The 24,592-nt window shown below is 60.5% G+C and carries 16 protein-coding genes and 1 pseudogene; 11 read left to right on the forward strand and 6 right to left on the reverse strand.

Translation table 11 applies throughout. The features are described 5' to 3' along the window. Window positions 1-6: 6 nt before the first annotated feature. Both ampE and AC3IX4_RS03885 read left to right on the forward strand, forming a co-directional pair. Window positions 7-843 (forward strand): regulatory signaling modulator protein AmpE, encoded by an 837-nt coding sequence (gene ampE / locus AC3IX4_RS03880; RefSeq protein WP_489259314.1) that lies wholly within the window; start codon window positions 7-9, stop codon window positions 841-843. Window positions 844-1,010: 167 nt separating this feature from the next. After that, window positions 1,011-1,409, forward strand: a complete 399-nt coding sequence (locus AC3IX4_RS03885) for a hypothetical protein (protein ID WP_489259315.1) — start codon at window positions 1,011-1,013, stop codon at window positions 1,407-1,409. Here the strand turns inward: AC3IX4_RS03885 and AC3IX4_RS03890 are convergent. Together AC3IX4_RS03890 and cra are read right to left on the reverse strand one after the other, a co-directional pair. Then, the gene (locus AC3IX4_RS03890; RefSeq protein WP_489259316.1) at window positions 1,391-2,176 is read right to left on the reverse strand and encodes a TatD family hydrolase; all 786 of its coding nucleotides are present in this window, start codon (window positions 2,174-2,176) and stop codon (window positions 1,391-1,393) included. The genes AC3IX4_RS03885 and AC3IX4_RS03890 overlap by 19 nt on opposite strands. A 5-nt stretch (window positions 2,177-2,181) precedes the next feature. Then, the gene (cra, locus tag AC3IX4_RS03895) at window positions 2,182-3,177 is read right to left on the reverse strand and encodes a catabolite repressor/activator (RefSeq protein ID WP_489259317.1); all 996 of its coding nucleotides are present in this window, start codon (window positions 3,175-3,177) and stop codon (window positions 2,182-2,184) included. Window positions 3,178-3,501: 324 nt separating this feature from the next. Between cra and ptsP the strand changes: the two genes are divergently transcribed. Genes ptsP through AC3IX4_RS03910 form a run of 3 tightly spaced genes read left to right on the forward strand, consistent with a single transcriptional unit; the run spans window position 3,502 to window position 9,055 of the window. Continuing rightward, entirely contained in the window at window positions 3,502-6,363 is a 2,862-nt protein-coding gene (gene ptsP / locus AC3IX4_RS03900) for a phosphoenolpyruvate--protein phosphotransferase (RefSeq protein ID WP_489259318.1), read from the forward strand. Further along, on the forward strand, window positions 6,363-7,319 hold the full coding sequence (gene pfkB, locus AC3IX4_RS03905) for a 1-phosphofructokinase (protein WP_489259319.1): 957 nt from the start codon (window positions 6,363-6,365) through the stop codon (window positions 7,317-7,319). The genes ptsP and pfkB overlap by 1 nt, the downstream gene beginning before the upstream one ends. Further along, window positions 7,316-9,055, forward strand: a complete 1,740-nt coding sequence (locus AC3IX4_RS03910; protein ID WP_489259320.1) for a PTS fructose transporter subunit IIBC — start codon at window positions 7,316-7,318, stop codon at window positions 9,053-9,055. The genes pfkB and AC3IX4_RS03910 overlap by 4 nt, the downstream gene beginning before the upstream one ends. 1,519 nt (window positions 9,056-10,574) lie before the next feature. Here the strand turns inward: AC3IX4_RS03910 and AC3IX4_RS03915 are convergent. Beyond that, entirely contained in the window at window positions 10,575-13,136 is a 2,562-nt protein-coding gene (locus AC3IX4_RS03915) for a PepSY domain-containing protein (RefSeq protein ID WP_489259321.1), read from the reverse strand. 124 nt (window positions 13,137-13,260) lie between these two features. Next, window positions 13,261-15,543, reverse strand: a complete 2,283-nt coding sequence (locus AC3IX4_RS03920; protein WP_489259322.1) for a TonB-dependent receptor — start codon at window positions 15,541-15,543, stop codon at window positions 13,261-13,263. 220 nt (window positions 15,544-15,763) lie between these two features. Here AC3IX4_RS03920 and AC3IX4_RS03925 point away from each other — a divergent pair, with 220 nt between their 5' ends. The 3 genes from AC3IX4_RS03925 (at window position 15,764) to AC3IX4_RS03935 (ending at window position 17,943) form a co-directional block, all read left to right on the forward strand. Next, complete coding sequence (locus AC3IX4_RS03925) at window positions 15,764-16,444, forward strand: Fe2+-dependent dioxygenase (protein WP_489259323.1); 681 nt, start codon at window positions 15,764-15,766, stop codon at window positions 16,442-16,444. A gap of 3 nt (window positions 16,445-16,447) precedes the next feature. Then, the gene (locus AC3IX4_RS03930; protein WP_489259324.1) at window positions 16,448-17,200 is read left to right on the forward strand and encodes a tetratricopeptide repeat protein; all 753 of its coding nucleotides are present in this window, start codon (window positions 16,448-16,450) and stop codon (window positions 17,198-17,200) included. Window positions 17,201-17,391: 191 nt separating this feature from the next. After that, a complete protein-coding gene (locus AC3IX4_RS03935) occupies window positions 17,392-17,943 on the forward strand; it encodes a hypothetical protein (RefSeq protein ID WP_489259325.1) in 552 nt (183 codons plus the stop codon). 60 nt (window positions 17,944-18,003) lie between these two features. On the opposite strand, the gene AC3IX4_RS03940 is transcribed toward AC3IX4_RS03935, so the two are convergent. After that, window positions 18,004-19,167, reverse strand: a complete 1,164-nt coding sequence (locus AC3IX4_RS03940; RefSeq protein WP_489259326.1) for a type III PLP-dependent enzyme — start codon at window positions 19,165-19,167, stop codon at window positions 18,004-18,006. Window positions 19,168-19,590: 423 nt separating this feature from the next. Between AC3IX4_RS03940 and AC3IX4_RS03945 the strand changes: the two genes are divergently transcribed. Beyond that, complete coding sequence (locus tag AC3IX4_RS03945; RefSeq protein WP_489259327.1) at window positions 19,591-20,835, forward strand: sigma-70 family RNA polymerase sigma factor; 1,245 nt, start codon at window positions 19,591-19,593, stop codon at window positions 20,833-20,835. A gap of 129 nt (window positions 20,836-20,964) precedes the next feature. Then, window positions 20,965-23,409, forward strand: a complete 2,445-nt coding sequence (locus tag AC3IX4_RS03950; RefSeq protein ID WP_489259328.1) for a TonB-dependent siderophore receptor — start codon at window positions 20,965-20,967, stop codon at window positions 23,407-23,409. A 132-nt stretch (window positions 23,410-23,541) separates the two neighbouring features. Here the strand turns inward: AC3IX4_RS03950 and AC3IX4_RS03955 are convergent. Further along, window positions 23,542-23,661: pseudogene (locus tag AC3IX4_RS03955) on the reverse strand (choline ABC transporter permease); the annotation flags it as partial. 317 nt (window positions 23,662-23,978) lie between these two features. On the opposite strand from AC3IX4_RS03955, the gene AC3IX4_RS03960 reads away from it, so the two are divergent. Then, window positions 23,979-24,572, forward strand: coding sequence for a hypothetical protein (locus AC3IX4_RS03960; RefSeq protein WP_489259329.1), 594 nt, complete (start codon window positions 23,979-23,981; stop codon window positions 24,570-24,572). Window positions 24,573-24,592: the final 20 nt, after the last annotated feature.

The following is a 24,592-nucleotide window of genomic DNA, read 5'->3' on the forward strand; positions in this document are numbered from 1 at the left end:
ATGACGATGAGTTTTCTGGTGTTGTTATTGGTGCTGTGGGTCGAGAAATTTTCCGCCTTGCGCCAGCGTATTCAGCATGATGGCTTCTATTTACGTGAGCTGGCCCGCCTTGAGCGTGGCCCCAGGCTCAAGGCGCAGCCCTGGCAGGTATTGGCCGTTTGCGTGTTCCTGCCAGTGCTGGTGCTGGCGTTTCTGTTATATGCGCTGGAGCCGGTGGCCTATGGCTTGCTGGCGTTTCCAATCCATCTGTTGGTGATCATCTATAGCCTGGGTCGTGGCGACGTCAAAGCGTCTCTGGGCCCGTTTCGTGATGCCTGGCGTCGGGGTGATCTGCAGGCCGCCGAGCATGTGGCCGAACGCGACCTTGGGCTGGGGGCCGACAGTGGTGCACAGCTTCTGGAACGGGTGCAGGGGCATATGCTCTGGCAGGCGTATCAGAGTTTCTTCGCCGTCATCTTCTGGTATTTCCTGATGGGGCCGGCAGTGGCCCTGGGTTATCGTTTGTTGGCCCTGACCGAGGCGCACGCACACAACACCGAAGTTCGGCGGCTGTCTCACCAATTGCGCCATGCCTTCGACTGGCTCCCGGTACGCTTGCTGGCGGTGAGCTTTGCCCTGGTGGGTAACTTCGTCGCCGTCGTGCGGGTGATGATTCATGAGCTGCTGAACTGGCACCTGTCCGCCGCGCACCTGATTGCTCAGGTCGGCCGTGCCGCAGGTGAGTTGCCGGTGCCCGCCACGGGTGCTGATGGCGTGGCCAGTCTCGACAACCTGTGGGAACTGTTATTGCGTTCGGCTGTGCTGTGGTATGCGGTGTTCGCCCTCTGCACTGTGATCTTGTGATCCCCTGCCTGAATCGAGCCTCGCCCTGAGGCTCGGTCGTTCAGGACCTTTCCCTGTAGGATCAGTCCTGTTTTTGTGTAGCCTGATTCTGTTTATGACATTACTGTTACAGGGGATTTTGCACAGTCGCAGAAAGCGCACACGTATTCCAACGCAAGGAAGTGGTCGTGAAGGAGAACAACGAAGTTCGAGGCGTTTGCAGCCATTGTCAGGTGACGTTCGCGCTGCGCCATTGGCAGATCAATGCACTGGCTATCGATGAGCCATTGTCGTGCCGTGGTTGCGGCCGCAGTTTGTTGCTCCACGGCCCTAGTGAGCGGCGCAAATTGCACAGGGGTAACTACAAGACTTGGTTGAAGTTCGCCCTGATGCTGGTGGTGGTAAAGACACTCATGCTGACATGGGGTCTCAAGACCATTGGAGTCCTTAGCCATACCCAGCAGTATGTAAGCTCGGCAGGCGTGGTCCTGGTGTGCCTGGCCGTCATGTGGGGCATTCGTGCCAGGCGGCAATCGACGTTGACGCTAAAAGCCGTGTCGAGGCCCGGTCACAAATCCCCCCATTGAAACACCTGCTCGCTATTGCGCGTGCTGGCGCTGGCCAGTGCCTCGACATCGATACCCATCAGCTCAGCCAGCGCGCTGGCAATGTGTGGCAAGTGCTCGGGGCTATTGCGCACGCCGGGGAACATCGCCGGCGCCATGTCCGGTGAGTCGGTTTCCAGCACCACCGAGTCCAGTGGCAGGGCGGCAATGACCTTGCGCAGGCGCAGGGCCTGGGGCCAGGTGGCGGCGCCGCCCAGCCCCAGCTTGAAGCCGAGCTTGAGGTATTCACGGGCTTCTTCGAAGCTGCCGGCAAAGGCATGAATAATACCGGCCCGCTTGAGCTTGAAGCGCTTGAGCGTTGCGATCACAGCGGCGTGGCTGCGACGCACATGCAACAACACCGGTAGTTCGAATTCCGCAGCCAGTTTGAGTTGGGCTTCGAACAGTGCCTGCTGGCGCTCACGGTCCAGGTGTTCCAGGTAGTAATCCAGCCCGAACTCACCGACGGCACACAACTGCCGATGGCCGGCCAACTGGCTCAGCCAGTGCTTGAGCTCAACCAGATGCTCGGGGCGATGGTCGTCCAGATAGACCGGATGCAAACCAAAGGCGGCATAGAGGTGAGGATCACGTTGCACCAGCTCCCACAGCCGCTGCCAATTACCCTGGTACACCCCCAAAACGACCATGCGCTCGACACCCAAGGCGCGGGCGTTGTTCAGCAGCGCCTGGCGATCCACGTCGAAATCCGGGAAGTCCAGATGCGTATGGGTGTCGATCAGGCGCATGTTTTTCAGCTCTCGAAGATACGCTGCTTGAATGTCCGGGCAATGGCATGCACGCCGGGCTCGTAGCGTTTCTCTTCGATCGCTGCCAATGCTAGGCGTAGCGCGGTTTCGGCTATCGCTGCGTGCTGTTGGCCCATGGCGTTGATGGGCAGAGGCAAGAAGTCCAGCAGTTGGGTATCACCAAAGGTACCCAAGTGCAGCGAACGCGCATTGGCAGGCTGTTGCGCAAGCTCGTCAAATACGCCCTGCAGCAGCACATAAGAGGTGGTGACCAAGGCATCGGGCAGTTGTCCGAGGCGCGCGACCAATGCCTGCATGGCTTGGCGCCCACACTCGCGGCTGAACGAGGAAGCCTGCTCGATGACGACCGTTGCGCTAAACCCTTTCACAGCCTCATTGAAGCCTGCGGCCCGATCACGGCTGACGCTCAGCTCCGGCCGGGCGCCGATCAAGGCGATATGTCGAGGGGTGGGCGTCAGCAGACTGCGGGTCAATTGCAGGCTGGCCTGGTGATCGTCACTGACCACCGAGCAGAAATGCGCGGCGTCCATGGCCCGGTCGATTGCAATCACCGGCATGCCCTTGGCTTGCAATTGGCGATAGCAATCATCGTCTTCAGGCAGACAACTGGCGACAAACAGGGCGTCACAACGGCGCGCGCGGAACAGCTGTAGCAGTTGGCGTTCGCTGTCTGGATCATCGTCGCTGCTGGCGATCAACAGTTGATAACCCTGGGCGCGGGCGCCTTGCTCCAATTGCTTGGCGATGCGGGCGTAGCTGGGGTTTTCCAGGTCCGGCAGGATAAAGCCCAGGGTGCGCGTGTGTCGGCTGCGCAGCCCGGCAGCTTGCGGGTTGGGCGTGAATCCATGTTGGTCCACCACCGCACGCACGCGTTCGACGGTGGCATTGCTGATGCGTTGCTTCTCGGCCTTGCCATTAATGACATAGCTGGCAGTTGTCACAGAAACCCCTGCCAGGCGGGCGATATCGCTGAGTTTCAACCGTATATTCCTTGTAGTACAGGCGAAGCGTAGGGGCATTCTCGCTTATCTGTAGGCCACTGGCAGCCCGCGAATGTCTCAACGGGCTGACGGGATGGGGCTTTATGGTTGGTAGAATATCGAGTAACGTGCCAACTGTTGAAGGTTAAACGATTCAGCCTACATATTTTCTGCCAAAAAACAGCAACCAAGGCGGCTGGAAAATTATTCCGACTGCGTGTCCGCTGGGTCTGCGTTCAAGCGGTAGGGGCATCGAACAGCCTTATGCTGGAAACATTCACAACAATACCTCAGCGTCTGCCGGGCGCTGCAAAGGAGAGTGTCATGCTTGAACTCACTGCAGAGCAGATCTGCATGGGCCAGAAGGCCGTGGACAAACCCGCCGCTTTGCAATTGCTGGCTGACCAACTGGTTGCCGATGGTTTGGTCGCCGACGGATACCTGGCCGGTCTGCAGGCGCGTGAAGTCCAAGGCTCGACCTTCCTGGGCCAGGGCATTGCCATTCCCCACGGAACGCCGCAAACCCGTGACCTGGTCTTTGCCACCGGTGTGCGTTTGCTGCAGTTCCCCGAGGGCGTGGATTGGGGCGACGGGCAGATCGTCTACCTGGCCATTGGTATTGCTGCCAAATCCGATGAGCACTTGCGCTTGCTGCAATTGCTCACCCGAGCGCTGGGCGAAACTGATCTGGGTGAGGCATTGCGCCGTGCCAGCTCGCCCGAGGCACTGCTGAAGTTACTGCAAGGCGCACCGCAGGAATTGGCGCTCGATGCGCAACTGATCGGCCTGGGCGTGCCAGCTGATGATTTTGAAGAGTTGGTCTGGCGAGGTGCCCGCCTGCTACGCCACGCCGATTGTGTGAGCAATGGCTTTGCTGGCGTACTGCAACAAGTTGAAGCCTTGCCGCTGGGCGAGGGCTTGTGGTGGCTGCACAGCGAGCAGACCGTCAAGCGCCCAGGCCTTGCTTTCGTCACCCCGGAAAAACCGCTGCGTTATCTGGGGCAGCCACTGACGGGGCTGTTCTGCCTAGCGAGCCTGGGAGAGGCCCATCAGGCCTTGTTGGAGCGCCTGTGTGGCCTGTTGATCGAAGGGCGGGCCCAGGAACTGGGACAGGCCACCAACCCCCGTGTGGTGCTACAAGCTTTGGGCGCGGATGTGCCGGCCGACTGGCCGACTGCCCGTATCGCGCTGGCCAATGCCCATGGCCTGCATGCCCGCCCAGCCAAGGAGCTGGCGCAAGTGGCCAAGGCGTTTGAGGGCCAAGTTCATTTGCGCGTGATCGACTCCAATCAGCCACCGGTCTCGGCGAAAAGCCTGAGCAAGTTGTTGAGCCTGGGGGCCCGGCGTGGCCAGATCCTCGAGTTTATTGTCGAGCCCGGCATTGCCGCCGATGCCTTGCCGGCGCTGCTGGCGGCGGTGGAGCAGGGCCTGGGTGAAGAAGTCGAAGCCTTGCCAATCGCTGTCGTGATCGCCGAAGAGGTGGTAGAGCCAATCGCTCAGGTACTGGCGCCCACGAAAGGGTCGGTGGTGCAAGGTATTGCTGCATCACCTGGGATTGCCATGGGGCCTGCGCATGTTCATGTCGTGCGTGAGTTCGAATACCCGCTGCGGGGTGAGTCATTGAGCGCCGAGCGCGAGCGCCTGCAGCACGCGTTGGCCCATGTTCGCCAGGATATCGAAGGGCTGATCCAGCGCAGCAAGGCCAAGGCCATCCGGGAAATTTTCATCACCCATCAAGAGATGCTCGATGATCCGTCCTTGAGCGACGATGTCGCGCAGCGCCTCAAGCAGGGCGAAAGCGCAGCAGCGGCCTGGAACAGTGTGATCGACAGTGCTGCCCGCCAACAGGAATCGTTGGCCGACGCCTTGCTGGCCGAACGCGCCGCGGACCTTCGCGATATTGGTCGTCGAGTGTTGGCGCAGCTGTGCGGCGTGCACACCCTGGAAGAGCCCGAGCAGCCTTACATTTTGGTCATGGACGAAGTGGGCCCCTCGGATGTCGCGCGCCTGGACCCGGAGCGCGTAGCGGGCATTCTGACCGCGCGTGGCGGAGCAACAGCACACAGCGCCATCGTTGCTCGCGCGCTGGGCATTGCGGCGGTGGTCGGGGCGGGTGAGGGCGTGTTGCTGCTGGAATCCGGTTGCCCCTTGTTGATTGATGGCCAGCGAGGTCGCCTGACCGTTGCCCCTTCGCCTGAAGCCCTGGCGCGCGCCATCGAAGACCGTGACAACCGCGCTGCCCGGCTCCAGGCAGCCGCCGCCCAGCGTCATGAGCCTGCGCGTACCCGCGATGGGCATGGCGTTGAAGTGGCCGCCAATATCGGTGAAAGCGCAGGGGTTGCCCTGGCGGTTGAACAGGGCGCCGAAGGCATCGGCCTGTTGCGCACCGAACTGATTTTCATGGCCCACTCCCAAGCCCCCGATGAGGCCGTGCAAGAGGCTGAGTATCGCCGTGTGCTCGATGGCCTGGGCGGTCGCCCGTTGGTGGTACGCACCCTCGATGTGGGGGGCGACAAGCCGTTGCCCTATTGGCCGATCGCCAAGGAAGAAAACCCGTTTCTAGGCGTGCGCGGTGTGCGCCTGACCCTGCAACGCCCACAGATCATGGAAGCGCAATTGCGTGCGCTGTTGCGTGCGGCCGACAACCGGCCGCTGCGGATCATGTTCCCCATGGTCGGCAGTGTCGAAGAATGGCGGCAGGCCCGCGACATGACCGAGCGCCTGCGCCAGGAAATCCCGGTTGCCGACCTGCAACTGGGGATCATGATCGAGGTGCCGTCCGCGGCCCTGCTTGCGCCAGTGCTGGCGCGCGAAGTGGATTTTTTCAGCATCGGCACCAATGACCTGACTCAGTACACCCTGGCCATCGACCGAGGTCATCCCACCCTTTCGGCCCAGGCCGACGGCTTGCACCCGGCCGTGCTGCAACTGATCGATATCACCGTGCGCGCTGCCCATGCCCATGGCAAATGGGTGGGGGTGTGCGGAGAATTGGCCGCCGACCCTGCAGCGGTGCCGCTGCTGGTCGGGCTAAAAGTTGATGAGCTGAGCGTTGCGGCGCGCAGCATTCCCGAGGTCAAGGCTGCGGTGCGCGCCTTGAACTTCAGTGAGGCCATTGAGTTGGCCCAGCGAGCCTTGGTGCTCGGCAGTGCCAGCGATGTTCGCGCGCTGGTGGAGAATCTGTAATGGCAAGCATCCTGACGATTACCCTCAACCCGGCGCTGGACTTGACCGTGGAGCTGGCAGCCCTGCGCGTGGGCGAAGTGAACCGTAGCGAGCTGATGCACAGCCATGCGGCCGGCAAGGGCCTGAACGTGGCCCAGGTACTGGCTGATCTTGGCCATCAAGTGACCGTTAGCGGCTTTCTTGGGCTGGACAATGCCCAGCCGTTCGATGCGCTGATTGAGCGGCGCGGTTTTGCCGATGCCTTTATCCGTGTGCCGGGCGAGACGCGCACCAATATCAAGTTGGCCGAACGCGACGGCTGCATTACCGATGTGAACGGGCCAGGCCTGCAGGTTGATGAGGCCGCACAAGTGGCCTTGCTGGAGAAGCTGTCGCAGATCGCGCCGGGGCACGACGTGGTGGTGGTGGCCGGCAGCCTGCCGCGGGGCGTCAGCCCACAGTGGTTTCAGCAACTCCTGCTGCGTATCAAGGGTATGGGCCTGAAGGTGGCACTGGACACCAGCAGCGAGGCGTTGCGTGCCGGGCTGCAGGCGCAACCCTGGTTGATCAAGCCCAACACCGAGGAGTTGGCCGAGGTGGTCGGCTGCAGCGTGCAAACGCTTGGCGCACAACAACGGGCCGCCGCGCAGTTGCGGGCGCAAGGCATCGAGCATGTGGTGATCTCTCAGGGCGCCGAGGGTGTGAACTGGTTCAGCGCCCAGGCAGCGTTGCATGCCCAGCCGCCCCAGGTGCGGGTCGCCAGCACCGTGGGTGCCGGTGATTCATTGCTGGCCGGTATGGTTCACGGCCTGCTGGGAGGTGACAGCGCCGAGCAATGCCTGCGAACCGCTACCGCCATCGCGGCCATGGCAGTGACCCAGATCGGTTTTGGGGTCGACGACCCACTTCAATTGAAGCAGCTTGAAGAAGGCGTGAGCGTGCGCGCTCTGACAGAAGAACAAGAGGAACGCCCATGAATGTCGCGATTATTACGGCCTGCCCCAATGCCATGGTTTCGAGTGTACTCAGCGCCCGCCTGCTGGCGGCTGTGGCGCAACGCCTGGGCTGGAGCACGAGTGTTGAAGTGGTCGATGCGCAACACCCGGAACGGCAACTCTCGCAAGCGGTGATCAATGCCGCCGACTGGGTGCTGGTGATCAGCAGTGGGCCGGTCGCACTTGATCGTTTTGTCGGCAAGCGTTTGTTGCAGAGCACGCCCGCGCAAGCCTTGCAGGACAGCGAAGCGTTTCTGACCGCAGCGGCGGAGCGGGCCCAGATTTATTCGCCGCAGGTCGCTGACGCGCCAGCCGATACGGTGGCCGCGACCCCTCGCATTGTGGCGATCACGGCGTGCCCGACCGGGGTGGCGCACACCTTCATGGCCGCTGAGGCCTTGCAGCAGGCCGCCACCCAGTTGGGCTTCAAGCTGCAAGTGGAAACCCAGGGCTCGGTGGGCGCGCGCAACCCGCTGTCTGCCGCGGCTATCGATGAGGCAGACGTGGTGCTGTTGGCAGCGGACATCGACGTGCCCACCGAGCGCTTTGCTGGCAAACGCATTTATCGCTGCGGCACCGGTATTGCGTTGAAGCAGGCGCAGGCCACCTTGAAAAAAGCCTTGGCCGAGGCCAAGACAGAAACGGCGGCCAGCACCACCAAGAGTGCCTCGGCCACGGAGAAGAAGGGCGTCTACAAGCACTTGTTGACCGGCGTGTCATTCATGCTGCCGATGGTGGTGGCGGGGGGGCTGCTGATTGCCCTGTCGTTTGTCTTCGGTATCAACGCGTTCAAGGAGCCGGGCACTTTGCCAGCGGCTTTGATGCAGATCGGCGGTGAGGCCGCCTTCAAGCTGATGGTGCCACTGCTGGCCGGTTATATCGCCTATTCGATTGCCGACCGCCCGGGCCTTGCGCCGGGGATGATCGGTGGCTTGCTGGCCAGTACCTTGGGGGCGGGTTTTATCGGTGGCATCGTGGCGGGTTTTCTGGCCGGCTACAGCGCCCAGGCGATCAACCGTTGGGCCCGCCTGCCCAGCAGCCTTGAGTCGCTCAAGCCGATCCTGATCATTCCACTGCTGGCCAGCCTGTTTACCGGCCTGGTCATGATCTATGTGGTGGGTGCGCCGGTGGCCGGCATGTTGACGTCGTTAACCCACTTCCTCGACAGCATGGGCACCACTAACGCGATTCTGTTGGGTGTCTTGCTCGGTGGCATGATGTGCGTCGACTTGGGTGGGCCGATCAACAAGGCTGCCTATGCATTTTCGGTCGGCCTGTTGGCCTCCCAGAGCTATGCCCCGATGGCGGCGACCATGGCCGCCGGGATGGTACCGCCGATAGGGCTGGGCCTCGCCACTTTCCTGGCCCGGCGCAAGTTTGCCCAAAGCGAGCGTGAAGCCGGCAAAGCCGCGTTGGTGCTGGGGTTGTGCTTTATTTCCGAAGGCGCCATTCCCTTTGCCGCCAAAGACCCGCTGCGGGTGATTCCGGCGAGCATCGCAGGCGGAGCCTTGACCGGTGCGCTGTCGATGTATTTCGGCTGCAAGTTGATGGCGCCCCATGGTGGGCTGTTCGTGATGCTGATCCCCAATGCCATCAACCATGCCTTGCTGTACCTGCTGGCGATTGTGGCAGGCAGTGTGCTGACGGCAGTGGTGTATGCGCTGATCAAGCGAGGTGAAGGCGTGGAGCTGGTCGCGGGCGAGCCAGCCAAAGCGTGACCCACACCGTGGGCAAGCCACAACATTGGGGGTTCGGCTTTTGATTTTTGTGGTTTCGGTGGGGATTGCGCGTGGCTGGCAACTCCAATCTCACAGGCCATGGCACGTTGCAACCAATGTAGGAGCCGGCTTTAGCCGCGATGCGCCGCGCGGGCGGCGCTCGATCTCAAGAACAAAGAAAAAACCAAGGCGGGCACCATGCGGCTCATGCGATCTGTTGCCAGGCACTCTAGAGGTGCACCATGAGAATGAAGAGGATCGCATCAAGGCTTCCAGGCGCTTGCCTTGGGTTTTGCGGTGTTGCCCAAATCGAGCGCCGCCCGCGCGGCGCATTCGCCGGCTCAAGCCGGCTCCCACATTTGTTGCAACGTGCCATTTTCTGTGGGATCGGCGTTGTTAGCCTTGGTGGTTCGGCTTTGGATTTTTTGGGGTTTCGGTGGGATTGCGCGTGGCTGGCAACGCCAATCTCACAGGCCATGGCACGTTGCAACCAATGTAGGAGCCGGCTTTAGCCGCGATGCGCCGCGCGGGCGGCGCTCGATCTCAAGAGCAAAAGAAAAACCAAGGCGGGCACCATGCGGCTCATGCGATCTGTTGCCAGGCACTCTAGAGGTGCACCATGAGAATGAAGAGGATCGCATCAAGGCTTCCAGGCGCTTGCCTTGGGTTTTGCGGTGTTGCGTAGATCGAGCGCCGCCCGCGCGGCGCATCGCGGCTAAAGCCGGCTCCTACATTTGTTGAAACGTGCCATTTTCTATGGGATCGGCGTTGTTAGCCTTGGGGGTTCGGCTTTGGATTTTTGTGGGATCGGTGGGGATTGCGTGATTGCGCGTGGCTGGCAACGCCAATCTCACAGGCCATGGCACGTTGCAACCAATGTAGGAGCCGGCTTTAGCCGCGATGCGCCGCGCGGGCGGCGCTCGATCTCAAGAACAAAGAAAAAACCAAGGCGGGCACCATGCGGCTCATGCGATCTGTTGCCAGGCACTCTAGAGGTGCACCATGAGAATGAAGAGGATCGCATCAAGGCTTCCAGGCGCTTGCCTTGGGTTTTGCGGTGTTGCCCAGATCGAGCGCCGCCCGCGCGGCGCATCGCGGCTAAAGCCGGCTCCTACATTTGTTGAAACGTGCCATTTTCTGTGGGATCGGCGTTGTTAGCCTTGGGGGTTCGGCTTTTGATTTTTGTGGTTTCGGTGGGGATTGCGCGTGGCTGGCAACGCCAATCTCACAGGCCATGGCACGTTGCAACCGATGTAGGAGCCGGCTTTAGCCGCGATGCGCCGCGCGGGCGGCGCTCGATCTCAAGAGCAAAAGAAAAACCAAGGCGGGCACCATGCGGCTCATGCGATCTGCTGCCAGGCACTCTAGAGGTGCACCATGAGAATGAAGAGGATCGCATCAAGGCCTCCAGGCGCTTGCCTTGGGTTTTGCGCGGTTGCGTAAATCGAGCGAATGAAAGCACCGAGTTTCTTCAGGCGTTGCGCGTCGCATTCATTCGCGGTGTGGGAGTGGGCCAGCGTCAGTAGACATCCCGGCGATAGCGCCCGGTTTCGATCAGGCGCTCGACTTCAGCGGCGCCCAGTACTTCGTTCAACACCTCATCCACTCCCGCCGCCATGCCTTGCAAGCTACCGCAAATGTAAATGGCGGCGCCTTCGGCCAGCCAGGAGCGGAGTTCGTCGGCGTTTTCGCGCAGGCGGTCCTGGACGTAGACCTTGGTCGCCTGATCCCGCGAAAACGCCAGGTTCAGCCGCTGCACATCACCTCGGGCCAGCCACTCATGCAGTTCATCCTTGCAGAGGAAGTCGTGGGCAACATTGCGCTCGCCGAACAGCAGCCAATTACGTGTCTCACCGGCAGCAATGCGTGCCTTGAGCAGGCTGCGCAAGCCCGCCAGGCCCGTGCCATTACCCAGCAGAATCAGTGGCACTGGATCCTGGGGCCGATGAAAGTTGCTGTTGCGGTGCAGGCGCAGGCTGATGTTTGAGTCCAGCGCTGCATGTTCGGTCAGCCATCCCGAACCCAGGCCCAGCGAGCCGTCGATGTGTCGCTCTTGGCGGATCATCAGTTCCAGTCGGCGGTCGCTGGCAATCGAGGCGATCGAGTATTCCCGTGGGGCGATCGGTATCAATGCCTCGACCAGCGCCTGGGCATGCAAGCCCACCAAATGCTCGCGGCTGCGGGGCAGTTGACGGCTGGCCAGCGCCTGGATCAGGGTTTCGCGCAAGCCGTCTACCAGGACCTGAGTGTCGGCGTTCAGCCCCAGGCCTGCAAGGAACTGGGTGAGTGCGTCGGCACTGTTGCGTGGCAATACATCGACCAGGTCACCCGCTTCCCAATAGGCGTCGGCAGGTGGGGTCAATGCGATCAGATAAATAGGTTCACCCTGACTGCCGGGGTTCAGCACCTGGCGACGGCTTAGGGTCCAGGATTCAAAACTGGGTGCCTGCCAGGTCGTCGCGGCTTGCGCGCCGGTCAGCCGTGTCAGTTGTTGCTGCCAGTGCTGCAAGGCAGCCGGATCGGCGCTATCGACCTCCACCGGGGCGAAGGCGGCGCTGGCGCCTCGCTCGCTCAGCCAGCCATGCAAGCGATGGGCGAAGCCGCAGAACTGCGGATATTGCCGATCACCCAAGGCCAGCAAGGCGTAGTTGAGATTGTTCAGCGCCCAGGGCTGGCCCAGTACTTTACGCTCGAAACCCCGCGCACTGTCCGGCGCCTCGCCGTCACCAAAAGTACTGACCACGAACAGCGCTTTTTGCGACTCGCGCAAGTCCGCTTCAGTCAGGGCGGCTAGCGGTTCAACGCGCACCGGGTAGCCTGCCGCCTGCAGTTGGCCGGCACTTTGCCAGGCCAATTGTTCGGCAAAGCCGCTCTGGCTGGCAAAACCGATCAGCCAACCTTCGGCCTGGGTGTCGGTGGCGGCCAGGCTTTTACGAGCCTCGCGAACCTTGCGTTTCTTGCGTCGACGATCCAGGTACAGCAGCCAGCCGGTCACAAAGAACAGCGGCATCGCGACACTGGCCAGGGTGTTGAGGATCCGCCCGACCATGCCGAAGTAACTGCCCACGTGCAGGGCATAGATGCTGGTCAGCAGTTGGGCCTTGAGTGACTTGTCGGCATAGCGATCAACCTTGCTGATCTTGCCGGTGGCAGGGTCCAGGGTAATGGTGTTCAGCGCGCGGTCGTGGGTCGAATCGCTGAGCAGGTAAAAGACGGTTGCCGGTTGCCCGCCGACCGGTGGCAGGCGAAGGTTCCAGGCACTGAGTTTGGGCCCCGCGGTTTCGCGGATGCTGTTCCACACCGCGTCGTAGTCGACCACCAGCTTAGGCGCGTCCTTGTCGATTTGTGGCGGGCCTCGACGACCGCCCTGGCGGCCTTCGCCACCCTTGCGCTGTTCGCCTGCGGCAGGAGCATCGCTCAGTAATTTGGTCAGGCCTTCGCGGTACCAGTCGTAAGACCAGAACAACCCGGTCAGCGCCAGCAGCAGATAAAAGAACAGGCACCAGGTACCCGCCACCGCGTGCAGGTCCCAATTGAAGCTGCGACCTTTCTTGGCCCAGTCCAGCGTCAGCCAGACCCGCCAGTTCAAGGCCTTGCGCGGCCAGCGCAGGTACAGGCCCGAGAGGCAGAAAAACACCAGGATCAACGTACAGGCGCCGGTGATCTGCTGACCGGTGTCACCCATGGCCAGGAAGCGGTGCAGTTTCAGCATCAAGCCGAAGAAGCCTTGCCCGGCCGCTTCGTCTTGCAGCTCGCCGGTGAAAGGGTCGAAATAGCGCATGGGGCCGCGACGTTCACCCGGCGGTGGGGTAAAGAACACCCGCGAGGCGATGCCGCTGTCCATCTCGACCCACAGGGCTGAAACGGTCTTGGCTTCGATCGCTTCAATCTTGCTGACCAGTTCTGACGGTGGCAGCACACCGGCGTCCTGCACTTGGACAGTCAACTCCTGCGGGTTGATCAGGCGCAGCAGTTCGTCCTGGAAGGACACCAGGGCACCGGTGATGCCCATCAGCGCCAGGACCAGCCCCGCGGTGATGCCGAAGAACCAGTGCAGTTGAAACAGCGTTTTCTTGAACACGTGCGAGCACCCTTGCTAATTCATGCAGCCTTTGCCGGTGCGCATTATGCCGCGCCCGATACCCCTTGCCTTACACACAAAAGCCCCGCTCACCGAAGTGAGCAGGGCTTTGCGACCAAACGTCTTAGAAGTGGACGTTGGTCGAGAACAGCGCCGTACGGCCCGCCGCCTGGTTGGCGAAGTGAGTCGAGAAGGCTTTATCGTAGTAGGTTTCGTCGGTCAGGTTCTGCACGTTCAGCTGCAGGTCGACGTTTTTGGTCAGCTTGTAGCTGGCCATCGCGTCGTAGCGAACATAGGAGTCGACCATGGTGGTGTTGGCCACGCTGCCGAATACGTCGTCGACGTAGAACGCACCGCCGCCGATGGTCAGCTTTGGCGTAACGGCGTAGGTCGTCCAGACCGAGGCGCTGTTGCGCGGGGTGTTAGGCATTTCGTTGCCATCGTTGGCGGTATTGAATGGGCCACCTTTGACCAGTTCGCTGTCCATGAACGCGTAACCTGCGAAGACTTGCCACTGATCAGTGATCTTGCCGGTTGCCGACAGTTCGATACCGTCTACACGGGATTTGCCGACGTTTTCATAGGTGGTGGCGTCGACCTGCGCACGAGCATTGTCTTTCTCGGTGCGGAAAATCGCGCCGGTCAGGGACAAGCGTTCGTTCAGCAGATCCCACTTGGTGCCGATTTCGTAGTTCTTGGTGGTTTCAGGTTCCATGTCGCTGCTTAGCAAGGCGGTGGCAAACGGGTTGCCTTCCTGTCCTTCGCCCACGGCGTTGCCTGGTGGTGTGGCCGAGGTGGCATAAGAGGCATAGATGCTGCCGTTTTCAGCGGGCTTGTAGACAACACCGAACTGGCCGGTCACGAATTCGCTGGTGTCTTTGGCCTTGGCGGTGGTGGTGCCCGCTGCGGTATGGGTTTTGAACTTGGTGTCGAAATGGTCATAACGCAGACCCATGTTCACCAGCCATTGTGGCGACAGTTCCAGCGTATCGAAGATGTAGATAGCGCGAGTGTTGGCGTCGGTGTCGGTGCTGGTGTAGTTACGCGAGATCGCGCCATTCCACGGATCATTCGGGGTCGGGTTGGACAGTGAGGTGCAGTTGTAGTTGCTGGCTGCACCAATCATGGCCGGTGTGCACGTGTTCGTGACAGCCGCTGTGCCTGGCGTGGTGTCGGTATTGACGTTGTAGGTCGACTTCTCGGATTCCTCACGGGTGAACTCGATACCGGTGGAGAAGCTGTTCTTGAAGCCTGCGATGTACACGTCGCCAAACAGATCGGTTTGGTTGGTGGTGGTGTCGGTGTTGCTGACACGAGTGTTAGCACGACGCCAGACGGTGCCGTTGTTCACGTTGCCTTTGCTGTCGTCGGGCTGGGTCAGGATGTAATCCTGCATGCTGCTGCCGTGGCGCAGGGTGTTCTTGATGGTCAGCGCGTCGGTCAGGTCGTGCTCGATCGCGAGGGTGGCGATGTCGGTGCGGCCTTTACGGAAGTCACGGTCCAGGCCATAGAAATTGCTGGAATCGCCGCCGTCGTTCGGCTTGTCCGGGTTGGACTTGTTACGGGCCGCCGAGCCACCGGTAGGAATCGTATAAGGAATCCCCGAATCCGGTGTGTCGTTGCTTTCCAGATGGTAGTAGTCGAGGTTTACGCGGGTGTCGGTGCCCAGGCCGAAGACCACCGAGGGTGCGATACCCCAACGGTCGTATTCGACTTTGTCGCGGCCAGCGACATTGCTCTCGTGGCTCATCAGGTTCAGACGTCCAGCGGCAGTGTCGGTGAACTGGTAGTTGCCATCCAGGGTGTAACGGCGAGTCTGGTCCGAACCGTAGGTGAAGCCACCGTCGAACGAATTACCCAGGTGGGCTTTCTTGCTCACCATGTTGATGCTGCCGCCAGCAGCGCCACGACCGCCGATAGCGGAGTTCGGGCCTTTGCTGACTTCAATGGATTCGATGGAAAAGATCTCGCGGCTCTGGGAGCCGGTATCACGCACGCCATCCAGGTAGGTGTCGCCCTGGGCGTCGAAACCGCGAATGAACGGGCGGTCGCCTTGAGGGTTGCCGCCTTCACCGGCGCCAAAGGTGATGCCAGGCACTGTGCGCAGGGCATCCTGCATCGAGAGGGCGTTGGTGTCCTTGAGGACCTGTTGTGGCACAACGGTTACAGAGCGCGGCGTATTGACCAGCGGCGCGGTGTACTTCTGCGACTGGGCTTTTTCGGTCTTGTAGGAGGTCTGCTCCTGGACGGCTTGACCGCTGATGCTGGTGGCATCCAGGGCGATCGACTTTTCGGTGCTCTCGGCAGCCTGGATATGGGCCACGGAAGTCGCAGAAATCGCCACGCCGATGGCGCAGGTGAGCAATCGTGGTGAACTGACAGACGTTGGCACGTGTTGGCGCGGCATGGTGAATGTTCCTTCCCCAAGGAGTTGAGGCCGCGGAATATAGGGTAAACAAGTATTTGTATCAATTGAGATAAATTGTTATTCGCACTAAATTTACATTCTTTACAAAGTTTTCTGGCGGTTTTTTGCGACTCGTCCGTCTGGAACCCTAATGGGGGCTATGCCAAGACAATAAGAATCAATACCATTGGCATCTTTTCCTGCTTCCAGGTGCCGAGCCATGCTTTTACATATCCCCGGCGTTTTCTCCCGCGATGAGGTGCTGCGCATCCGTCAGGCCCTGGAGCAGACCGATTGGGCCGACGGCAAGATCACGGCCGGCTTCCAGTCGGCCAAGGCCAAGCACAATTTGCAGTTGCCCGAAGGCCATCCCTTGGCTCGCGAAATCGGTGAGGCCATGCTGGAGCGGTTGTGGGCCAACCCTTTGTTCATGTCGGCAGCCTTGCCTCACAAGGTGTTCCCACCCCTGTTCAACTGCTATCAGGCCGGCAACAATTTCGGCTATCACATCGACAACGCAGTGCGCCAACCCAAGGGCAGCCCGGAGCGGGTGCGCACCGACCTGTCCGCGACGCTGTTCTTCAGCGACCCTGATGAATACGACGGCGGCGAGTTGGAGATCCAGGACACCTACGGTGTTCGTCAGATCAAGCTGCCAGCCGGCGACATGGTGCTATACCCCGGCACCAGCCTGCACAAGGTCAATGCCGTCACCCGTGGGGCGCGGTATGCCTCGTTTTTCTGGACCCAGAGCCTGGTGCGTGAAGACAGCCAGCGGGCACTGCTGTTCGAGATGGACGAGGCGATTCGTAAGCTGACTGCGGATGTGCCCGATCACCCCGCGCTGATCCAGCTCACCGGTACTTACCACAACCTGTTGCGTCGCTGGGTCGAGGTGTAAGCGATGACCTTCCAGATTCGTCGCGAAGAGCTGCTGGATACCGAGCAGTTGGGCCAGATGCTCGAACACAGCCCGGCCAAGGCGGCCCAGGCCCTGCTGCTGGCAGCCGGGCAAAATAATGTCGAAGCGCAGGCGCTGTTGGGGCAGATCCTGCTCGATGGCCGCGGTATTGAAAAAGACCCGGTATTGGCCCGCCGTTGGTTTGCCATCGCAGCCCAGGGCGGCAGCGCCATGGCCCATAACATGCTCGGGCGTTGCCTGGAGCATGCGTGGGGAGGGGAGTCGGATGCGGTCGGCGCTGCCCGGCATTACCGCGCCGCAGCGGAGTCAGGCCTGGACTGGGGGCTCTACAACTACGCCAATTTGCTGGCCACAGGTCGTGGTGTCATTCAGAACCAAGCGGCGGCACTAGAATGCTATCGCCAGGCGGCCGAGCTTGGGCATGCCAAATCAATGAATTTATTGGGGCGCTATCTGGAGCAGGGCTTGGCCTGTAATGCCGACTCCGCGCAGGCTGAGCATTGGTATCGGCGCTCGGCCGAGGCCGGGGACTTTCGTGGGCAGTTCAGCCACGCCAGTGTTCTGCTTGAGCAAGGTCAAGTCGATCAAGCGTTGCATTGGTATAAGCAGGCACTGGAGACAGGCAACCTGAATTTTTTGCGCGTCTGCACACCGCTGCTGCAACGTCATACTGACCCACGTCTACAGGGCATCGCACAGGCCTACGCCCAGCGCTTGAGCGAACTGCACGGGTAGGAGCCGGCTTTAGCCGCGATGAATGCACCGCGGTTTGCCTGGTGAACCGCGGTGTGTCCATCGCGGTGGTCCGGCACACCGGTAAAGCCAGCTCCTACCCTGGAATTGTTCTCCAGGCAGGAGATTTTTCAGTCTGACCGTGAGCCTCTTGATCCTTCACTTTGTGAACTCACTTTGAAGGAGAAAAGATCATGTACGAATACAGCCAACAGCTTTCGTTCATTGCCCGGTTCAGCGCCGACACCCCATCCGGCAGGGCAAGCCTGATTGCCGGTGAGTTGAAGAAATCTCGCGGGAGTTTTGGCAGCAACGAGGTCAATCGTGTCCGTCATGTGACCATGGCCGACCCTACATTCGGCCCGATGGATTCATTCTGGTTTGGTTGCACGGCCGACGACCCGGAGCTGACGTATGAAATTCGGACCTATGCGCCAGGCCAGCCTCATCACAATCTGCGGTTGTGCTGGGGCAGCAATGGCCGCTTGCAGTTAGAAGCCGCGACCAAGGACACGCTTGGCATCTGGACCTTCACACGCAACGGCGGTCCGGTTGTACCCGGTGATTTCGGGGAAGGGGGCACTCGCTACGGATTCAGGCTGCTCAGTGATGGCTGCGCACTCAAGTGTGGTGCTCGAGTCGCGGTCAGTGGGTCAGGGTGGTATCACACCCTAGGCCTGCGCGAGGGCAATGAGCTTGATCTTTCGCTGGCAGTTACTTCGGTAAACGCAAGCGAGCCGCGTTAAGCAAAAAAGGCGACGGGCCTGTACGCCCCGTCGCCTTTTGAGTTAACGCTTGGAAAGCGCTTAGATGTAGAACGACTTCAGCGGCGGGAAGCCGTTGAATTCCACCGCGCTGTAGCTGGTGGTGTAGGCGCCGGTCGACAGCCAGTACAGGCGGTCACCGATGGCCAGGTTCAGCGGCAGGCCGTACTTGTAGTTTTCGTACATGATGTCGGCGCTGTCGCAGGTTGGGCCTGCAATCACCACTTCTTCCACTTCTCCGTTCTTCTCGGTCCAGATCGGGAACTTGATGGCTTCGTCCATGGTTTCGATCAGGCCGGAGAATTTGCCCACATCGGTGTACACCCAACGCTCGACGGCGGTACGCGATTTACGCGCAACCAGCACCACTTCGCTGACCAGGATACCGGCGTTGGCGATCAACGAACGGCCTGGCTCCAGGATGATTTCCGGCAGCTCGTCACCGAAATCTTCCTTGAGGAAACGGATGATTTCTTCAGCGTAGGTTTCCAGGCTGTTGGTACGGGTGATGTAGTTGGCCGGGAAGCCGCCACCCATGTTGATCAGCTTCAGTACGATGCCGTCTTCTTCTTTCAGGCGCTCGAAAATCACTTTGACCTTGGCGATCGCCGCGTCCCAGACACTGATGTCACGCTGCTGGGAGCCGACGTGGAAGGAGATGCCGTACGGCACCAGGCCCAGGTCGCGAGCGAGGATCAGCAGGTCCATGGCCATGTCGGTCTGGCAGCCGAATTTACGTGACAGAGGCCAGTCGGCGGTGGTCGAGCCTTCGGTCAGGATGCGCACATAGACTTTCGAGCCTGGCGCGGCCTTGGCGATGTTGCGCAGGTCCGCTTCGGAGTCGGTGGCGTACAGGCGCACACCCTTCTCATAGAAGTAGCGGATGTCCTTGGACTTCTTGATGGTGTTGCCGTAGCTGATGCGATCAGCGCCGACGCCACGGCTCAGGACCTTGTCCAGCTCGTAGATCGAGGCGATGTCGAAGCTCGAGCCTTTTTCCTTGAGCAGGTCGATGACTTCGACCGCAGGGTTGGCCTTGACCGCGTAGTAGACCTTGGCGAACTCGAAACCGGCGCGCAGGTCATCGTAGGCCTGGCTGATCATCTGGGTATCGATGAGTACGAATGGGGTTTCTTGCTTGTCGGCGAATGCCTTCATTTTTTGGAAGGTATCGCGCGCGAAATAGTCTTCGACCTGGATCGACATGCTAGGGCTCCTACTGGCAAACGTTGTAATTCAATGGGTTCAAATGAACGCCCTCCGTATCCCCACTTTGGTTCGCCTACTTCCCAAGGCATGTCCGCCGAAAGCAAAAAGGCCATTGGAAACGGGGTTTCCTCATGGCCTTGCTGTCTCGTCGTCAGTACTTGAGCCGGATGGATCGTTTCCAGCATGGACGTTCGGCGCGAACTTTAGGGCGTGAGACGTCTGAGATCAACAAAAAATGTCGCGTTTTTACACACGCTCGTCGCGACTGGCCGTGCAGCCTCCTTTTAACCGACTCCAATGACAGCCTGATGTTCCCGCTGGTCGGTTGCCGCCGGACGGCCTGCGTGTCGAGCAGTTGGCGATTGCTCGCGTTAATAAGAAACATTACTATTCGCGCCTCCTTCATCTCAGCCCCTGCCGATGACCTCCAAGCCGCCCCGAGATTCCGGTTTCCTGGCTCACTATCAAGAATTGATCGGGACCTGGACGCGCCGGCTACGCAATCGCGAGCAAGCCGAAGACCTGGCCCACGATGCATTCGTGCGCGCGCTGGAAGCCCGGCAGGAGCATGTCGAGCAGCCGCGTGCCTACCTGCATCAGATCGCGCGCAATATCGCAGTCGATAAATTGCGTCGCGAAGAGCGCCGTGCCGGGCTTGAACAGGACGCCATCAGCGCCGAATCGATGCTCGGCGATGGCCCGGAGGCGGATATGCACGCTATTGAATTGGCCGACGCCATCGAGCGAGCCCTGGCAGAGCTGCCGCTGAACTGCCGCAAGGTGTTTGTCTGGCAGAAACTGGAGGGTTTGAGCCAGGCCGAGATCGCCGAGCGCATGGGCTTGAGCCGCAACATGGTCGAGCGGTACATGATCCGCACCCTGCGGCATCTGCGCGAGCAACTGGAACCCGATGATGTCAAAGTGCTCCCGCGGCGCCGTTGGCCACGCTATGCCATCGCTGTCAGTGTGCTGGCCTGCGCGTTCGGTCTTGGGTTGTTTTCGGCTCTACGTGACAACAGCTTCGATGCCCAGTACCAGACGGTGGCTGGGGAGCGGCGCCAAGTCGAATTACCCGACGGTTCAGTGATTGAGCTCAACAGCCGCACCGTCCTGAGCGTACATTTTGAATCCGCGAGGCGCTCGGTCGAACTGAGCCAGGGCGAAGCCATGTTCAGCGTCCATCACGATACGAGCCGACCCTTTGTGGTTTCGGCCGGGGCGGGGCAGGTGACGGTGACGGGGACGCGTTTTGATGTGCGCCACGACAATGACTTGACCCAGGTGGCCGTTGAATCAGGTTCGGTGAAGGTGCAAGGACGCGAGCAGCCGAACCTCAAGGCGGTCATGCTCAGCGCAGGCCTCGGCTCACGCATTGATGCCCAGGGCCAGGTTGCTCCGGCCTATGCGGTGAATACCGCCAACCTCACGGCCTGGCGCAAGGGCAAGCTGGTGTTCGACAACACCCCTTTAAGCGAAGTGGCACAGGAAGTCTCGCGCTACCGCGACAAGCCGTTACGAGTCGCCCCCGATAAAACGGCCGATCTGCGCGTGAGCAGCGTGTTCGATTCCGATGACACAGACGCTCTGCTACGGGCCTTGCCGGGCATATTGCCCGTCAGTGTCCGGACCTTGCCGGACGGCTCCGAAGAAATATTTTCACGTTAGATTCAGGTTTTCTTTCAGTGGTTCGTCTTCTGCTTATCTGAGACTGGTTTGCATTTTCAGTCGCATCAAAATCCCACTGAATCAGCACCACCAGGACCTGTCTCCGACGTGAACAAAAACACACCTTGCATGTTATCCCTCGCCGTCCATTGCGCCTCCCGATCACGCTTGCTGCCGTGGGTCCTGGCCCTGGCGGTCAGCGGCCCGATCGCGGCCAGCCACGCCGAACAAGGCGTCAGCAGCATTCATATCCAGGCCCAGCCGCTGGCGTCGGCACTGACCCAACTGGGCCAGCAAAGCTCGCTGCAGTTGTTCTTCAAGCCGGAACTGGTGGCTGGCAAGCAGGCGCCTGCGGTCAACGGTGATCTGGCCCCGGAAGCCGCGCTTCGCGCCCTGCTGCAAGGCAGTGGTCTGGATTACGAAATCTCCCAGGGCACCGTTGTCCTGCACCCTCAACAAGACGGTGCCAGCCTGACGCCCAGCGGCTCCCTGGAACTGGCCCCGACCGATGTGAAAGTGGTCGGCGACTGGCTGGGCGATGCCGACCAGGCTGTGGTGCAGAACCACCCCGGTGCGCGAACGGTGATCCGCCGCGAAGCCATGATTGAGCAGGGTGCGATGAACGTGAAGGACGTGCTGCGCAAGGTCCCCGGTGTGCAAGTGCAGGACTCCAACGGCACCGGTGGCAGTGATCTGTCGCTGAACGTCGGGGTGCGCGGCCTGACCTCGCGCTTGTCTCCGCGGTCTACCGTGTTGATCGATGGCGTGCCCGCCGCCTTTGCGCCCTACGGCCAGCCACAGTTGTCGATGGCGCCCATTTCGTCCGGCAACCTGGACAGCATCGACGTGGTGCGCGGCGCCGGCTCCGTGCGTTACGGGCCACAAAACGTCGGCGGCGTGATCAACTTTGTCACCCGCGCCATCCCGGAAAAACTGACCGGTGAAGTCGCCACCACGCTTGAAACGTCGCGCACGGGTCACTGGAAACACATCGAGTCGGCGTTTATCGGCGGCACGGCCGACAATGGCATCGGCGCGGCGTTGCTGTACTCGGGCGTGAACGGCAATGGCTACCGCAGCAGCAACCAGAGCAATGACATCGACGATGTGTTGCTCAAGACCCACTGGGCGCCCACCGAGGCCGATGAGTTGTGGTTGAACTTCCACTACTACGACGGCAAGGCCGACATGCCTGGTGGCCTGACCCAGGCGCAGTTCGATGACGACCCCTATCAGTCGGACCGCGACTACGACAACTTCAGCGGTCGTCGCAAGGACGTCTCGCTCAAGTACAAACGCCAGCTCGACGACGTGACCCAGTTCGAAGTGCTGACCTATTACACCGACAGCTTCCGTGGCAGCACCATTGCCGCGCGCGACCAGAAAACCCTGTCCTCCTACCCGCGCACCTACCACACCTTCGGCATCGAACCGCGAGTGTCACGCCTGTTCTTCGCAGGCCCCACCACTCAGGAAGTCAGTGTTGGCGCGCGCTACCTCAAAGAAGCGATGCATGAGCAGTCCAGCCGCCTGGCGCTGGTCAACAACACGCCAGTGGTGCGTCCGGGTTCCGATGGCCACGTGTTTCAGGACCGCACCGGCGGTGCCGAAGCCACTTCGGTCTATATCGATGACAAGATCGATGTCGGCAACTGGACCATCACCCCGGGCGTGCGCTTTGAACACATCAGCACCGACTGGCATGAGCGTGCGGTGATCGGTACCAACGGCACGCGTGTGCAGGCAAAGAACCGCAGCATCGAGAGCAACGAACCGCTGCCGGCCCTGAGCGTGATGTATCACCTGTCCGATGCCTGGAAACTGTTCGCCAACTACGAAACATCGTTTGGCAGCCTGCAGTACTTCCAGTTGGGCCAGGGTGGTATTGGCGATCAGCCAGCCAATGGCCTGGAGCCGGAGAAGGCCAAGACCTACGAGATCGGTACGCGCTATGACGACGGCGTCTGGGGCGGCGAGCTGACAGCGTTCTACATCGACTTCGATGACGAGCTGCAGTACATCAGCAATGACATCGGCTGGACCAACCTGGGGGCAACCAAGCACCAGGGCATCGAGGCCTCCGTGCACTATGACCTGGCGGCCCTGGATGCGCGCCTGCAAGGCCTGACCGCCAACGCCGGTTTCACCTACACCCGCGCCACCTATGAAGGTGATATCCCCGGCTTCAAGAGCCGTGACCTGCCGTTCTATTCGCGGCAGGTCGTCAATGCCGGCCTGCGTTATGAGGTCAATCGCTGGACCTGGAACCTGGACGCCTTTGCCCAATCCAAACAGCGCGCGCCCGGCACCGGCATGAACGCCGATGGCAGTTTCAATGGCAACTACATCACCGAACCGAGCGCCGACGGCCAGTACGGCAACATTCCCGGCTACGTGACCTGGAGTGCCCGCGGCGGTTATGACTTTGGCAAGGAGCTGTCGAACCTGAAGGTAGGCGTGGGCGTGCGTAACCTCTTCGACAAGCAGTACTACACCCGTTCCAGCGACAACAACTCAGGGATCTACCTGGGCGAGCCGCGCACAGTGTTCGTACAGGCGAGCGTCGGATTCTAACCTTGTGGCCCTGGGCCCTGTAGGAGTCGGGTTTACCGGAGTGCCGGACCACCGCGATGAACGCGCCGCGGTCTTCCTGAATAACGGCGGTGCATTCATCGCGGTGGTCCGGCACTCCGGTAAACCCGGCTCCTACAGGGGGCAGTTTACCCGCGATGCGCGGCGCATTAGCAGGTCGGCGATGATCGCCAAGAGGATGACCAATACCGCGCCGACGATCAGCATCGACATATCGTTGCGGCCCGTGGCAGCTGCCATTCCAGGCAGCAGGCAATGTGTTCGCGATAAGCAGCTCGTCGCCACCCAAGCGGGCGGTCGAAGTAAGCCATAAGCGCAGCCTCGTCAGACCAAATTGCAGGTATTACATGCCCTGACGAATGGTCGTATCAGGGGGATGGACGTCTCCACGCTTTAAAAGCGTTCCCATCTAAAGCTCCGTTTGGCCAGCATTGATTGTCCCGCAGGGGATATTTCCCGGGCTTCAATCGCCTCCAACAACCTGTAGTTTGAAACTTGGCGCAGGGTAGGTGCGCCATCACCAGACGACTTAAGGGCAGGAGGTCCGAACAATGATGAGGCATAACTGGAACAAATCATTTGTGGCATTTGTTGAGTGTAATACCGAAGGTTTCGAAGGCTATCTGGATGCGTGCAAGTTGAAGATGGGCCCGATAAAGGGTGATCCCGAGGGCCGAGAGGCTGCCTATCGGCTTGACGCGGATTGGTTGTCGGTGACCTCATACAAGGGCAAGGATCCCCATCGGTTCTGGTTCCGTTGCTTTGAAGACAGCGCGGGCAAAAATTTCTACGACATTCAGTCCTGGGACCGCAGAACAGGTCGTAACTTCAACAGCAAACTTCGTCATTTCTATCTCAATGACGACGGCTTTATCGGCTTGTATCAACTGCCCCCTGCGCAAGAGCAACTCTGGAGCGTCGAGATATTCGAAGACGGGAAATACAGCGATCTGGCCGAATTGTCCGCCAAGAGTCGGGTCGCTTCCGTACGGATCACGACCTTTAGAGGCACCGTGCTCTGTGCCGAGCAACGCAAACAGACAGGCGATTATTGGTATGGTTACGCCTCGCAGAAGGGCGTCCCTCTGCTGCTCACGCTGGATATCCAGGATATCGGCGAAGAACTGCTGGATTCGCAGGCCTGATAATACCCGGCGACTCCCAC

This window comes from Pseudomonas sp. KH_021 (assembly GCF_057838865.1).